General features: G+C 72.7%; 13 protein-coding genes. 2 read left to right on the forward strand and 11 right to left on the reverse strand.

Annotation, left to right across the window (positions count from 1 at the left end; all coding sequences use genetic code 11):
* Positions 1-67 precede the first annotated feature (67 nt).
* From SNR22_RS10795 to fdxA, 3 genes are all read right to left on the reverse strand, one after another.
* Positions 68-1,117, reverse strand: a complete 1,050-nt coding sequence (locus SNR22_RS10795) for a prephenate dehydrogenase (protein WP_413775621.1) — start codon at positions 1,115-1,117, stop codon at positions 68-70.
* Positions 1,118-1,230: 113 nt separating this feature from the next.
* Positions 1,231-2,346: a succinyldiaminopimelate transaminase gene (dapC, locus tag SNR22_RS10800; RefSeq protein ID WP_320066592.1), complete on the reverse strand. Its 1,116-nt coding sequence runs from the start codon at positions 2,344-2,346 to the stop codon at positions 1,231-1,233.
* The gene (gene fdxA / locus SNR22_RS10805; RefSeq protein ID WP_320066382.1) at positions 2,343-2,669 is read right to left on the reverse strand and encodes a ferredoxin; all 327 of its coding nucleotides are present in this window, start codon (positions 2,667-2,669) and stop codon (positions 2,343-2,345) included. The genes dapC and fdxA overlap by 4 nt, the downstream gene beginning before the upstream one ends.
* Positions 2,670-2,748: 79 nt before the next feature.
* Between fdxA and SNR22_RS10810 the strand changes: the two genes are divergently transcribed.
* Positions 2,749-3,822: a GNAT family N-acetyltransferase gene (locus SNR22_RS10810; protein WP_320066383.1), complete on the forward strand. Its 1,074-nt coding sequence runs from the start codon at positions 2,749-2,751 to the stop codon at positions 3,820-3,822.
* 54 nt (positions 3,823-3,876) lie between these two features.
* Here the strand turns inward: SNR22_RS10810 and SNR22_RS10815 are convergent, their stop codons facing one another.
* From SNR22_RS10815 to mshB, 3 genes are all read right to left on the reverse strand, one after another.
* Positions 3,877-4,341, reverse strand: a complete 465-nt coding sequence (locus SNR22_RS10815) for a hypothetical protein (protein ID WP_320066384.1) — start codon at positions 4,339-4,341, stop codon at positions 3,877-3,879.
* A gap of 81 nt (positions 4,342-4,422) precedes the next feature.
* Complete coding sequence (locus tag SNR22_RS10820; protein ID WP_320066593.1) at positions 4,423-4,863, reverse strand: hypothetical protein; 441 nt, start codon at positions 4,861-4,863, stop codon at positions 4,423-4,425.
* Positions 4,864-4,880: 17 nt separating this feature from the next.
* Positions 4,881-5,807, reverse strand: a complete 927-nt coding sequence (gene mshB / locus SNR22_RS10825) for an N-acetyl-1-D-myo-inositol-2-amino-2-deoxy-alpha-D-glucopyranoside deacetylase (protein ID WP_320066385.1) — start codon at positions 5,805-5,807, stop codon at positions 4,881-4,883.
* Between the two features lie 86 nt (positions 5,808-5,893).
* On the opposite strand from mshB, the gene SNR22_RS10830 reads away from it, so the two are divergent.
* On the forward strand, positions 5,894-8,038 hold the full coding sequence (locus SNR22_RS10830) for a S9 family peptidase (protein WP_320066386.1): 2,145 nt from the start codon (positions 5,894-5,896) through the stop codon (positions 8,036-8,038).
* Positions 8,039-8,161: 123 nt separating this feature from the next.
* Here SNR22_RS10830 and SNR22_RS10835 read toward each other — a convergent pair whose 3' ends face one another.
* From SNR22_RS10835 to SNR22_RS10855, 5 genes are all read right to left on the reverse strand, one after another.
* A complete protein-coding gene (locus SNR22_RS10835) occupies positions 8,162-9,904 on the reverse strand; it encodes an ABC transporter substrate-binding protein (protein ID WP_320066387.1) in 1,743 nt (580 codons plus the stop codon).
* Between the two features lie 134 nt (positions 9,905-10,038).
* Positions 10,039-11,025 carry an ABC transporter permease gene (locus SNR22_RS10840; RefSeq protein ID WP_320066388.1) on the reverse strand — a complete coding sequence of 329 codons (987 nt, stop codon included), beginning with the start codon at positions 11,023-11,025 and terminating at the stop codon, positions 10,039-10,041.
* A 9-nt stretch (positions 11,026-11,034) separates the two neighbouring features.
* Entirely contained in the window at positions 11,035-12,048 is a 1,014-nt protein-coding gene (locus SNR22_RS10845) for an ABC transporter permease (RefSeq protein WP_320066389.1), read from the reverse strand.
* On the reverse strand, positions 12,045-13,067 hold the full coding sequence (locus SNR22_RS10850; protein ID WP_320066390.1) for a dipeptide ABC transporter ATP-binding protein: 1,023 nt from the start codon (positions 13,065-13,067) through the stop codon (positions 12,045-12,047). The genes SNR22_RS10845 and SNR22_RS10850 overlap by 4 nt, the downstream gene beginning before the upstream one ends.
* On the reverse strand, positions 13,064-14,116 hold the full coding sequence (locus SNR22_RS10855; RefSeq protein WP_320066594.1) for an ABC transporter ATP-binding protein: 1,053 nt from the start codon (positions 14,114-14,116) through the stop codon (positions 13,064-13,066). The genes SNR22_RS10850 and SNR22_RS10855 overlap by 4 nt, the downstream gene beginning before the upstream one ends.
* Between the last annotated feature and the right edge of the window lie 53 nt (positions 14,117-14,169).

Below are 14,169 nucleotides of genomic sequence, written 5' to 3' on the forward strand. Positions count from 1 at the left end.
GATGAAGGAAGGGCACCTCATTAACTCCTGCGGTGGAGCAGGTGCCCTTCTCCACACCGTCGGTGGCTCAGGACGGCGCGGTCGGCAGGTGACCGGTATAGGTCACCGTGCCCGCCGCCACCCGGCACCCGGTCAGGTGGCCGCCGGCCGCGCCGAGCGACAGCAGGTACGCCAGCTCGCCGTCGACGGCGTCGGGGCGTTCTGCTGGTTGCCGGACAGCCACGCCGACCGGGAAGTCCCGGCCGACCGGGGACAGCTCGCGGTCGAGCAGCGCCAGCCGCAGCCCGCGTGCCCGCTGGTAGTGCCCTACCAGGGTCGCCGCGTCGCCGGCCCGCAGCGCGGCGGCGAACTGGTCGAGGATCCCGGTGACCCGGGCGAGCTGGTCGAGGATCTGGTCGCGGTTGTTCAGCAGCATGTCCGCCGTCCGGGTGGCCGGGGTCGCCGCGACCCGGGTGCCGTCGCGGAAGCTCCCGGCGGCCAGGCCGAGCACGGCGTCGCGCAGGTCGGAGTCCGCCACCGCGCCGGCCAGGCCGCCGGCCAGCAGGTGTGGGACGTGCGAGGCGAGCGCCGCCGCCGCGTCGTGCGCGTCCGGCGCCATCGGTACGACCCGGGCGCCGAAGACGTCGACGACCAGGGCGGCCAGCGTCCGGAACCGGTCGACGCCCTCGGCCGTGGGGCAGAGCACCCAGGCCGCGCCGTCGAGGAGCCCGGGGTCGGCGGAGGTCAGGCCGGCGCGTTCGGCCCCGGCCATCGGATGCCCCGGGACGAAGCGGTCGGTCAGGCCGTGCGCCGCCGCGAACCCGGCGATCCCGCCCTTCGTGCTGCCCACGTCGGTGATCACACAGTCGGGGCCGGTGTGCTCGGCGACGGTGAGCAGGGTGTCCGGCAGGCTGGACAGCGGGCCGCAGAGAAACACCACGTCCCGGTCGCGGACGGCGTCGGCCAGCTCGTCGGGGAAGGCGATGCCCCGGGCCCGCCCCTGTGCGCGGGTGGCGGCGTCCGGGTCCCAGCCGGCGACGTCGAGCCCACGCTCATGCAGGCGGAGCAGGACGGAACCGCCGATGAGCCCCGTGCCCACCACGGCGGCCCGCGGGTTGCCACCGCGCCTCTCCACGATCACGCACCTCGGCGTTCCGGTCAATGGACGCCGAGGTCCTCCCGACGTGGTCCGACCGAGGATATCGCCCCGCAAGTTGCCCCGCCCGTGCCCGGGCGAACGTCGTCCCGGGGTCAGGGCTGGGCGAGGCGCGCGGCGACCGCCGCGATGTGCTCGTCGGACTCGGTCAGCGCCGCCCGGACGTGCCGCGCGCCGCCTGGGCCATAGAACACGCCGGCGGCGACCAGGACACCCCGGCGGGCCAGCCAGTCGACCGTCGCCCAGCAGTCCTCGCCCCGGGTCATCCAGAGGTAGAGCCCGGCCTCGGAGTGCTCGACCGTGAACCCGGCCCCGGTGAACGCGGCGAGAAGCTGCTCCCGCCGGGCCCGGTAGCGCTCCCGTTGGGCGTCGGCGTGTTCCTGGTCACCGAGCGCGGCGATCATCGCCGCCTGCACCGGGGCGGGCACGATCATGCCGGCGTGCTTGCGCACCGTCAGCAGCTCGGCCACCAGCGCGGGATCGCCGGCCACGAAGCCCGCCCGGTACCCGGCGAGGTTGGAGCGCTTGGAGAGCGAGTGCACCGCCAGCACCCCGTCGTACGACCCGCCGCACACCTCGGGGGCGAGCACGGAGACCGGCTCGGCGGCAGCTGACCAGGCCAGCGGCAGGTAGCACTCGTCGCTGGCCACCACGGCGCCCCGCTCCCGGGCCCAGTCGACCACCTTGCGCAGGTGGTTGGCGGGCAGCACCCGGCCGGTGGGGTTGCCGGGCGAGTTCACCCAGACCAGGCGGACCCGGGGGTCGGGGCCGAGCGCGGTCAGCGAGTCGGTGCGCACGGTGGTGGCACCGGCGAGCCGCACCCCGGCCTCGTACGTCGGATAGCAGACAGACGGCACCACGACGATGTCGCCGGGGCCGAGGCCGAGCAGGGTGGGCAGCCAGGCCACCAGCTCCTTGGAGCCGATGGTGGGCAGCACCCCGAGGCCGTCGACGCCCACGCCGCAGGCCCGGGCCACCCAGGCCGCGATGGCGGCCCGCAGGGCGGGCGTACCGGCGGTCAGCGGGTACCCGGGGGCGTCGGAGGCGTCGGCCAGGGCCTGCCGAATCACCGGGGGCACCGGGTCGACCGGAGTGCCCATGGAGAGGTTGATCAGGCCGTCCGGGTGCGCCGCCGCCACGGTGGCCGCAGCCTCCAGGGCGTCCCAGGTGTAGTCGGGCAGCCGCGCCGAGACCAGCGCGGGCCGGTTCAGTTGCCCTCTCCATGCGGTGGCTGGGCCACGACGAACGTCGCGTCCTTGTCCACCTTGCCGATCTTCGAGGCACCACCGGGCGAGCCCAGCTCCTCGAAGAACTCGTAGTTCGCCCCGGTGTAGTCCTTCCACTGCTCCGGGACGTCGTCCTCGTAGAAGATTGCCTCGACCGGGCAGACCGGCTCACAGGCACCGCAGTCGACGCATTCGTCGGGGTGGATGTAGAGCATCCGGTTTCCCTCGTAGATGCAGTCGACCGGGCATTCCTCGATGCATGCCTTGTCGAGCACATCCACGCAGGGCTCGGCGATGATGTAGGTCACCGGTCTTCTCCTCCGCAAGACACGCCGCGATCATCCGCGACAGTTAGAGCCTAGTATCTCGCCGGGGAGGAGGTCGATCGTGCTCCGACAGCAGGATGTGGGACACCGGATCGTGGTCCGCCGGATTGTGGGGATTCGCGAAGGCCGACCACTCTTCTCGGACGCCCTCGGCGAACTGGTGGAGCTGACAGAGACACATCTCACTCTCTCCACCGCGCAGGGCCGGCTCCAGGTCGCGGTGGGCGAGGTGCACCGGGCCAAGCGGGTGCCGCCGGCACGCCGGCCGACAGCCGCCGCGGTCGTGGCGCTGGAGCTGGCCGCTGACGAGGCCTGGCCGGCGCCGACCAGGAGCCGGCTCGGCGGCTGGTTGCTGCGCAGCGCCGAGGGGTGGACCGGCCGGGCGAACTCGGCGCTGCCGGTCGGCGACCCGGACCGGCCGCTGCCGGCCGCGCTGGACGCCGTCGAGCGCTGGTACGCCGACCACGGACAGCCTGCCCTGGTCAACACACCGTTGCCGCTCGCCACGCCGGTCGGCATCGAGCTGGACGCGCGGGGCTGGGGCACCCGCCCGCCGACGCTGGTGCAGACCGTGCCGCTGGCCACGCTGCGGGCGGCCCGGGCCGGCACGCCGCCGGGCCGCACCGGCACGCCGCGCGTGCTGACCGACCCGTCGCGAGACCACGACGACCGGCCGCCCGCCGGCGCCGAGCCACCGGCCGCAGGTGGTGAGCCAACGCGCGGGGCCGCCGAACCGCCTCCGGTCGAGCTGGTCGCCGCGCCGTCGGACAACTGGCTCGCGATCGCCGCCGGGCGCAAGGGCAGCCTGCCGGACGCCGCCCGGCACGTGCTGACCGCCGTGGACCGGATCCGCTTCGCCCAGGTGTACGCCGACGGCGAACTGATCGCCATCGGCCGGGGCACGGTCACCGGGCAGGGGCGCTGGCTCGGGGTGACCCTGGTCGAGGTGCTGCCGCACGCCCGCCGGCAGGGTCTGGCCACCCGGGTCGTGTGCGCCCTGGCCGACTGGGGCGCAGCCCTGGGCGCCACCGACGCCTTCCTCCAGGTGGAGCAGCGCAACACCCCGGCGGTGGTTCTCTACCGCGCCCTGGGCTTCACCACCCACCACACGTACCTCACCCGGGTAGCCCCGTGAGCGGGCGCGGCGGGAGTCGGCCCCGGGCCGGGCCGTCTCCTCTGATCGGGGCGGTCAGCGGCGGATCGGGCGGCGCGGCTTCGCCCTCTTGATCTCCGCGTAGCGCTTCAGCAGCCGGGAGCGGTGGTCCCGGCCCAGCGCGGTGAGGGTCAGGTAGCCGACGAGGACACCGGCGGCCGTGGCCACGAGGTAGAGCCCGGCCTGGGCGAGGAAGGTATCCACGCCGCCGCCGAACGGGTTCTGCCCGACCAGCAGCGGCCCGACCAGGACGGTCAGCAACAGCGCGACCCCCACCGCGGCGGCCACGTCGGCGCCCCAGCGGGCCACCGGGCGGTCCTGTCCCCAGCGGAACACCAGCCCGGCGAGGATCGCCCCGATCACCAGGAACATCGCCAAGGAGACCCTATCGGCGGCCGTGTCGTTCCCGTCGAAGCCGAGCCTGACCACCACCCGGGCGGCCACGTTGACCGCGAACAGTGCCGCCGCGAGCACCCCGAGTGTCCGCCACCGATCCTTCATCGCACGTCTCCCGCCGCACCGCCCACCTCGACGGCGGACCCCCTGGCAGGAATTTCTACCACCGCGGGCCGGGTGCCGTCATCATCCGTCCCGGCGGGCCGGCGGCGGAGCCAGGATCTGCCGGAACCCCATCACGGCGAAGGTCATCGCCCCGGCGACGATCATCGCCAGCCCGACCCAGTTGTCCCCGGCGAGCAGCAGGTCGCCCTCGCTGGTCCGGACGGCCGCCGCCCCCATCAGCACGAACCACGGTGCCCCCGGCAGGACCACCGCCCACCGGCGCCCGACGGTCGCGTACGCGAACCAGGCGAGCGCGATGTTGGCGACCACGGCCACCAGCACCGACACCCCGATCAGCCGCCCGTCGACCCGGGCGGTCGACAGGATCAGCTCCAGCAGGCCGGTCGCCACCGCGCCGACCACCGCCACCGCGCCACCGGCGACCCGTAGGGCGAGGTCGAGCAGCCGCCACGACCGGCCCGGCGGGGGCGGGGCGGGGGCCTGCGGCGGGGCGATCGACATCGGCGCGGCGGGCAGGGTCACCGGACGCCGGACGCCGTGACCGGGGCTCGACCGGATCCGTCGTCGAGGCCGAGCCCGGCGAAGAGGTCGGCCTCCCAGCCGTACGGGCCGCCGCCCGGCCCCTTCTCCCCCACCGCCAGGGTGAAGTACTCCACCCCCATGAACTCGGCGCCGAAGTTGCCGGCGATCGAGTAGAGCCAGGAGGTGGCCGGGATCTGGGTGGCGTGCGCCCGCATCGCCGCCTCCTTGGCGGCGTGCCGCTCGGTGGCGTCGATCCGGGCGGCGATCTCCGGGTCGGGGGTGCCGAAGGGCAGGTCCTCGATGCTGTCGATGCCGTCGAAGGGGTTGTCCGACGCCTCGGTGAAGTGGTCCAGGCCGGCCTCCAGCACGCTGCGCGGCATGGCCGTCCAGTAGACCTTGGCCGGGGCGATCCCCTCGGCGGCGGCCAGCTCGTGCGCCCGCATCGCCACCCGGTGCGCCTGGATGTGGTCGGGATGCCCGTAGAAGCCGTTCGGGTCGTATGTGATCAGCACCTGCGGGCGTACCTCCCGCATGATCTCCACCAGGTGCCCGGCGGCGACGTCGAGGTCGGCCTGCCAGAACGCCCGGGGCTGCTCGTTGGTGGCCAGGCCCATCATCCCGGAGTCCCGGTACCGGCCCGCGCCGCCGAGGAAGCGGTGGTCGGTGACGCCGAGCGCGGCGCAGGCGGCGGACAACTCGCCGATGCGGTACCCGCCGAGCTGGTCGGCCTCCGCGGCGGAGAGCTGGGCCAGCTCCGGCACGTGGATCTCACCCTCCTCGCCGAGGGTGCAGGTCACCAGCGTGACGTGGGCGCCGGTGGCCGCGTAGTGGGCCATCGTCGAGCCGGTGCCGATTGTCTCGTCGTCGGGGTGGGCGTGGACCAGCAGCAGGCGGCGGTCGGGCAGCGTCGTCACGACGGTCACTCTAACCGGCAGAGAACGCCCGCCGTTCCCAACGCGTCCGGGCAGGTCGGCCACATCGCCCCCGGCCCGGCTCTACGATCCGACGTGTGGACTTTCCGGAGCTGGCCGCCCGTACCCGCCGGTTCAGTCACGGGGCGCCGCGCGCTGTCTCGGTGGCCGACGACGGCGCCAGGGTGATCTTTTTGCGCTCGGCCGGTCCGGAGGACCCCGCCGACGCGCTCTGGCTGCTCGACACGGTCACCGGCGAGGAGCGGCTGCTGGCCGACCCGGCGACGCTGCTCGGCTCCGGCGTCGACCCGGCGGCCCTCTCCCCGGGGGAGCGGGCGCTGCGCGAGCGGCGGCGACTCAGCTCCGCCGGCATCGGCTCGTACGCCCTGGATGCCGCCGGCCGGGTGGCGATCTTCGCGCTGGCCGGCCGGCTGTTCCGGGCCGACCTGGTGCACTCCGACGTGGTCGAGGTGTCCGCCGTCGGCCCGGTGATCGACCCCCGACCGGACCCGACCGGCGAGCGGCTGGCATACGTCACCGACGCCGCCGCCGGGGTGCGCCGGGGCGAGCTGCGGGTGGTGGCCGCCGACGGCACCGACACCCTGCTGGCCGGCGAGGACGGCGAGGTGACCTGGGGGCTGGCCGAGCATGTGGCGGCCGAGGAGTTCGGCCGGTTCCGGGGCTACTGGTGGGCGCCGGACGGGCGCTGCGTGCTGGCCGCCCGGGTCGACTCCTCCCGACTGCCCCGCTGGCACCTGCACGACCCGGCGGACCCGGCGAGCCCGCCGACCACCGTCGCCTACCCGCAGTCCGGCGGCCCGAACGCCGAGGTCAGCCTGCACCTGCTCGACCTCGACGGCGGCTGGGTGGACGTGCACTGGGACCGGGAGACCTACCCGTACCTCACCTCGGTCGACTGGGCCGACGGCAACCCGCTGATCACCGTGCTGCGCCGCTCCCAGCAGCACGGCCTGGTGCTCGCGGTCGACCCGCGCACCGGGGAGACCCAGGTGCACGCCGAGTTGGCCGACCCGCGCTGGGTGGAGCCGATCCCCGGCACCCCGGCGCACCTGCCGGACGGCCGGGTGCTGGTCGGCGGCGAGTTGGCCCACGACGGGTACGACGCCCGCTGCCTCTTCGCCGACGGCAGCCTGCTCACCCCGCCCTCGCTCTACGTGCGCCGGGTGGTGGGCCGGTTGATCATCGGCAACGGCCCGTCCGAGCTGCTGGTGGAGGCGAGCGAGGGTGAGCCGAGTCAGCGACACCTGTACCGGGTCCGGACGCTGATCGGCGGCGGGGTGGACGCCCGCCGGATGAGCGGCACCCCCGGCTGGCACACCGCTGCGGTGGGCGGGGACACGCTGGTGGTCGGCACCGCCTCGCTGGAGCAGCCGGGAACCACCTGGTCGGTGTGGCGCGGAGACCGGGAGGTGGCGCAGCTTCGCTCGCTGGCCGCGACCCCGCCGTACGCGCCCCGGCCGATGCTGGTCCGGGTGACCGACCGGCGGCTGCCCAGCGGCGTCGTCTATCCCACCCATCACGTCAAGGGCACCCGGCTGCCGGTACTGCTGGACGTCTACGGCGGCCCGGGGCACCAGGAGGTGCGGGCCGACCGGGCGGCCTGGCTGGAGCGGCAGTGGTGGGCCAACTCAGGCTTCGCGGTGGTGACGATCGACAACCGCGGCACCCCCGGGGTGGCCCCGTCGTTCGAGAAGGCGGTGCACCGGCGGGTCGCCGACGTGGTGCTGACCGACCAGATCGACGCGCTGACCGCGCTGGCCGGCAAGCACCCGGACCTGGACCTGGGGCGGGTGGGCATCCGGGGCTGGTCGTTCGGCGGTTGGCTGGCCGGGCTGGCGGTGCTGCGGCACCCGGAGCTGTTCCGGTGCGGGATCGCCGGCGCCCCGGTCACCGACTGGGCGTTGTACGACACCGCGTACACCGAGCGCTACCTGGGGCCGCCGGAGGACGGGGCCGACGTGTACGCCCACCACTCGCTGCTGGAGCTGGCCGCCGAGCCACCCGTGACCGGTGAGCCGGCCCGGCCGCTGCTGCTGCTGCACGGCCTGGTCGACGACAACGTGGTGGCCGCGCACACGCTGCGGCTGTCGGCGGCGCTGCTGGGGGCGGGCCGGCCGCACTCGGTGCTGCCGCTGACCGGGGCCACCCACATGGCGGCGGGCGGCCTCTCGGAGCGTCTGCTCCGCCTGGAGCTGGACTTCCTCCGCACCCACCTCGGGTAGCAGGAAGGGCGCCCTGTTAACGCCTGCGACAGAGAAGGGCCCCTTCTCAACGAGGCGTTGAGAAGGGGCCCTTCTTTTCGCTACCGGCGGGCTGGGGCCCGGCCGTCGGCGGTCAGCCGAGGGTCACTGCTTGACGTACGCGTTGGTGAAGGCCGGGTAGCCGAAGACACTGGAGATGAAGATCCCGCCGGCCTTCGAGCCGTGCACCAGGTAGGCCACGTCGACGAAGAGCGGCACCACCGGGGCGTGCTCCTTCATGATCCGCTGGTCGAGCTTGGCCCACTCCGGCCCCTGCGCGGCCGGCTCCAGGGCGAGGATCCGGTCGAACTCGGCGTTGATTGCCGGGTCGTTGAAGAACGCGCTGTTGCTGTTGCCCTCGGCCTTGATCGTGCGGCCGTCGTAGAGCACCGGCAGGATGGACGCGCCGCTGGGCCAGTCCGCCGCCCAGTTACCGATGTACAGGTCCCAGGGGTTGTTCTTCTTCTTGACCTCGTCGAGCTTCGCGTCGTCCGGGATGTTCCGAACGGTGATCTTGAAGCCGGCCCGCTCCAGGTTGCCCTTGAGCTGGATCGCGACCTTCTGCTCGCCGGTGTTGTCGGCCACGCCGAGGACCAGCTCCGGGGTCTGGCCGCCGAGCAGCTCCTTGGCCTTCTCGACGTTGCCGTTGGCCCCGGCCGGGTACGCGTCGTACGCCGCGTAGCCGATGGTGGACGACGGCATCAGCGTGGTCATCGGCTGGGCCACGGTCTGCCCGCCGACCGCCTTGATCAGGCCCTCCCGGTCGATGGCGTAGTTCAGCGCCTGGCGGATCTTGAGGTCCGTCACCCGCTGGTTGTTGATCACGAGCTGGTTGGTGCTCGGCGTCGGGGAGAGGATCGTCCGCGACTTCAGCGCCGCGTCCTGGGCCACCCGGGCGACCAGCGAGGACGGCACGTAGTTGAAGGCCACCGCGCTCTGGTCGGCGCCGTTGTCGGCGATCACCCGGTTGTTCGCGGCGTCGGCGGTCGCGCCGAAGCTCCAGACGAACTGGTCCGGGTACTGGTGGCGCACCGGGTCGGTGTTGGCGTCCCAGTGGGGGTTACGGTCCAGGGTGATCTGCACGCCGGCCTGGTTCTTGGCGATCTTGTACGGGCCGGAGGAGAACGGCCGCTGGTCCAGGTTGACCCCGGTGTCCTTGTCGGCCTTCAGCGGCGCGCTGGTCGGCAGCGACACCGCGAACGGCAGGTCGCAGCGGGCCTTGGCGAACTCGAAGCGCAGGGTCTTCGGGTCCGGGGCGGTCAGCCCCGGCGGCAGCGAGGTCTTGTTCTTCTTGAAGTCCCACTTGGTGTCGAACTGTGGGGTGTCGGCCAGCCACTCCTGGATGTAGGTCGGGCCGCCGGCAAGATCCGGGTCGAAGGACCGGGCGATGCCGTACGCGATCTCCTTGGAGGTGATCGGGCTGCCGTCCTCGAACTTCACCCCGTCCTTGATCTTGAATTCCCAGACCTTGCAGTCGGAGTTGACGTTGGTGCCCGGGGTCTCGGCCAGGTCGCCGACGAGGACCAGGCCGCCCTTGCCGTCGTCCTTCCAGGTGGTCAGGTAGCGGGCGAAGAGCGGGTTGGTCATCAGGCCCGCGAACGAGTACGTCCGCTGCGGGTCCAGGTGGGAGATCGGGGTCTCCCGGATGATGGTGAAGGTGCCGCCCTTCTGCGCCCCGCTCACCTCGGCCGCCGGGCCCTGCGAGTCCTTCGGGTCGGTGGCGATGACCCCGGTCTGCTGCCGGGTGGTGTCCACCGTGGTGCCCTCGCCCGTGTTCTCCGAGCACGCCCCCAACGTCACCACCAGTGCGATGGCGCCGCCTGCGGCGACCGCTGCGCGTGGTCTCATCTGCTACCTCCTCCACCCGGTGCCGTCGGGCGGAAACGCCGACGTCCCGAGGATCGTAAAGAAGAAAAACTTCGAATTGTGTAACGGTTTTCGATAACTTCCGTCGCCGGTCGGGGAAGCCGCCGGTCGGCGGGTCAGCGCAGCCGCACCCGGGGGTCGATCACGGCGTAGAGCAGGTCCACCAGGACGTTGGCCAGCACCACGAAGACCGCGGCGATGAGCACGGTCGCCATGATGGTGGGCAGGTCCCCGGCGCGGACCGCGTCCACCGCGGTACGCCCCAACCCCTGGATACCGAAGGTGGTCTCGGTGATCACGGTCCCGCCGAGCGCCCCGCCGACGTCCAGCCCGGCGATGGTCACCACCGGAGTGATCGCCGCGCGCAGCGCGTGCCGCCCGTACACCTTGGGTTTGGTCAGGCCCTTGGCCCGCGCGGTGCGGACGTAGTCCTCCGAGAGCGTCTCCAGCATCTGCGCCCGGGAGAGCCGCGCGTAGATGGCGGAGTAGAGGAAGGCCAGCGCGACCCAGGCGAGCACCAGACCGCTGGCCCACTTCGCCGGATTGTCGAACAGCGATGTGTAGCTCGGCACCGGCAGCCACCGCAGGTTGTAGACGAAGACCAGCAGCAGCAACGCGCCGACGAAGTAGAGCTGAAACGACGCGCCGGTCAGCGAGAAGCCGATGGCCGCCCGGTCCAGCCAGGTGCCCCGGCGCAGCGCGGAGAGCATGCCGAGGCCGACGCCGAGCAGCAGCCAGAGGATCGCCGCCGGGATCACGATGCTCAGGGTCACCGGCAGCACCCGGGCGATGGTGTCGCTGACCGCCTCATTCGTCACGTACGACCAGCCCAGGCAGGGTGCGTCGCATCGGCCGCCCTGGGCGCTGCCCAGGTCCCGACCGGTGACGATGCCCTTCATGTAGCCGGCATACTGGCTGATCAGCGGGTCGCGCAGGCCCAACTCCTGCCGGACCCGCTCCAGGCGCTCCGGGTTGCAGTTCTTCGGGCACATGCCGGTGACCGGGTCCCGGGGCAGGGCGAAGAACATCAGGAAGCTGAGCACGCTCACCGCGAAGAGGGTGAGCGCGGCCGAAAGCAGCCGCTTGACCAGGAACCGCGCCATGGTTTACCCCTACCGGGACGACTTCGGGTCGAGCGCGTCGCGCAGCGCGTCCCCGAAGAGGTTGAAGGCGAACACCAGCGCGAAGATCGTGATGCCGGGGAAGAAGACGTACGCCGCATCGGTCTGGAGGTAGTCCAGGCTGCGGTAGATCATCCGGCCGAAGCTCGGCGTCTCGTCGGTGAGGCCGACGCCGATGAACGACAGCGCCGCCTCGCTGGTGATGTACGACGGCACGGCGAGGGAGAACGACACCAGGATCGGCGCCCAGATGTTCGGCAGGAGTTGACGGAAGAGCATGTGTCCCAGCCCGGCGCCGCTGGCCCGGGCCGCCTCCACGAACTCCCGCTCGCGCAGCGCGATGACCTGCCCCCGGACCAGCCGGGCGGTGCTGGTCCAGCCGAACAGGGCGAAGATGGCGATCAGCACGCCGATCTGGAAGGTGGGCGGCACCGCCTCGCGCTGGCCGTAGAAGCGCAGCGCGATGGTCGGGGTCAGCGCCAGCGCGACGATCAGGAACGGCATGGCCAGGGTCAGGTCGGTGATCCAGTTGATCACCGCGTCGAGCCAGCCGCCCAGGTACCCGGCGAGGGTGCCCAGCAGAATACCGATCGCGGCGGTGATCACGGCGGCGGCGAACGCGATGAACAGCGACGTCCGCAGGCCGTGCACCATCCGGATGAAGATGTCCCGGCCCAGGCCCGGTTCCAGCCCGAACCAGTGCTCGCCGGTGATGCCCCCGGCGTAGCCCAGCGGCATGCCGAAGCCGTCGAGCCGGCCCTGGAACTGCTCGCGCGGGCCCACCCCGTACACCATCTGGATCAGCGGCACGGCGAGCGCGACCAGCACGAAGAAGATCAGCATTGCGGCGCTGATCATGGCCGTGCGATCCCGTCGCAGCCGGAACCAGGCGAGTTGGCCGGGCGAGCGGCCGACGAAGCCCTTCTCCTTCGGCGCGTCGCCGTCGCCGTCGCCGGTGGACTCGATCTCCGCCAGCGCCACGCCCTCGACCGGGGACAGGCTCACCTCGTCACCTCCGCACCGCTCACGCCGGCCCGCTCGGACTCCGGGAAGTGGCAGGCCGTCGACTGGGCACCGCCGTCCCGGGGCACCAGGGCGGGCTCCTCGGTGGCACAGATGTCCTGCGCCTTCCAACAGCGGGTGCGGAACCGGCAGCCCGACGGGGGGTTCAGCGGGCTCGGCACGTCGCCGGTCAGCCGGATCCGGCCGCCCGGCCCGAGCGTCGTCACGTCCGGGATCGCCGACAGCAGGGCCCGGGTGTACGGGTGCTGCGGGCGCTCGTAGATGTCCACCCGGTCGCCGATCTCCACGATCCGGCCCAGGTACATCACGGCGACCCGCTGGCAGAAGTGCCGCACCACGGCCAGGTCGTGAGCGATGAAGACGAACGCCAGCCCGAGGTCGCGTTGCAGGTCGCGGAGCAGGTTCACCACCTGCGCCTGGATCGAGACGTCCAGGGCGGAGACCGGCTCGTCGGCGACGATCAGCTTCGGCCGCAGGGCCAGCGCCCGGGCGATGCCGATGCGCTGCCGCTGGCCGCCGGAGAACTCGTGCGGGTAGCGGTTGTAGTGCTCGGGGTTGAGCCCCACCAGCTCCAGCAGCTCCTGCACCCGCTTGCGCACCCCGCCGGGCGGGTCGATCCCGTTGACCTGCAACGGCATCGCCACGATCCGGCCCACCGTGTGCCGGGGGTTCAGCGAGGCGTACGGGTCCTGGAAGATGATCTGGAGGTCCTGCCGCAGCGGGCGCAGCTCGCGCCGCCCGGCGTGGGTGATGTCCCGCCCGGCGAACTCGATCTTCCCGGCGGTCGGCTCCAGCAGCCGCACCAGCATCCGGCCGGTGGTGGTCTTGCCGCAGCCGGACTCCCCCACCAGGCCCAGCGTCTCGCCGGGGCGCACCTCGAAGTCCAGGCCGTCGACGGCCCGCACCAGGCCGGTGGAGCGGAATCCGTCGCGCACCGGAAAGTGCTTGGTCAGCCCACTCACCCGCAGCAGCGGCTCGGTGTCACTCGTCGGGTCCGTCATCGGGCCACCCCCACCTGGGCTACGTCCTCGCGGTACAGCCGGGCGCGCTCCTCGGCGGGCAGGTGGCAGGCCACCAGGTGGCCCGCCTCGCCAGCCGGGCGCAGCGCCGGGACCTCGGTGCGGGAGCGGTCTCCGTTGCGGTCGGCGTACCGGCAGCGAGGGTGGAAGGCGCAGCCCGACGGAAGGTTGATCAGGCTGGGCGGGTTGCCCGGGATGGGGACCAGGTCCACGTCCGCGTCGCCGTGCAGCGAGGGCACGCTGGAGAGCAGACCCCAGGTGTACGGGTGCTGCGGGCTCCGGAGCACCTGCTCGACCTCGCCGTGCTCGACGGCCCGGCCGCCGTACATCACCAGCACCTCGTCGGCGACCTGGCTGACCACGCCGAGATCGTGGGTGATCAGGATGATCGCGGAGTGGAACTCGGCCTGGAGGTCGGCCAGCAGGTCGAGGATCTGCGCCTGCACGGTGACGTCCAGGGCGGTGGTCGGCTCGTCGGCGATCAGCAGGTCCGGGTCGTTGATCAGCGCCATGGCGATCATCGCCCGCTGCCGCATGCCGCCGGAGAACTCGTGCGGGTACTGGTCGTACCGCTTCGCCGGCTGCGGAATGCCGACCCGGCCGAGCATGTCCACGGCCCGCCGCCGGGCCTCCCGCCTGCCGGCCTCCGGGTGGTGCACCCGGAACGCCTCGGCGATCTGCTTGCCCACCGTGTAGTACGGGTGCAACGCGGAGAGCGGGTCCTGGAAGATCATCGCCATGTCCCGGCCACGCAGCCGGCGTACGTCCTCCTCCGGCAGGCCGACGAGCTGTCGACCGCCGACGGAGATCCCGCCGGTGATGGTGGCCCGCTTCGGGTCGTGCAGCCCGAGGATCGCCAGCGAGGTGACGCTCTTGCCGGAGCCGGACTCGCCGACGATGCCGAGGGTGCGCCCGCGCTCGACGGCGAAGGAGACGCCGTCCACCGCGCGGACCGTCCCGTCGGTGGTGTCGAAGCTAACCCGCAGATCGCTCACCCTCAGGTACGGGCCGTCGCCGCGCTGCTCCGGCACGCCGGGGCTGTCGCCCGGTCGCCCGGACGGCGCCGATGCTGGGTTGTCCACGA

This window comes from Micromonospora sp. RTGN7 (genome assembly GCF_033804645.1).
GTDB lineage: Bacteria > Actinomycetota > Actinomycetes > Mycobacteriales > Micromonosporaceae > Micromonospora.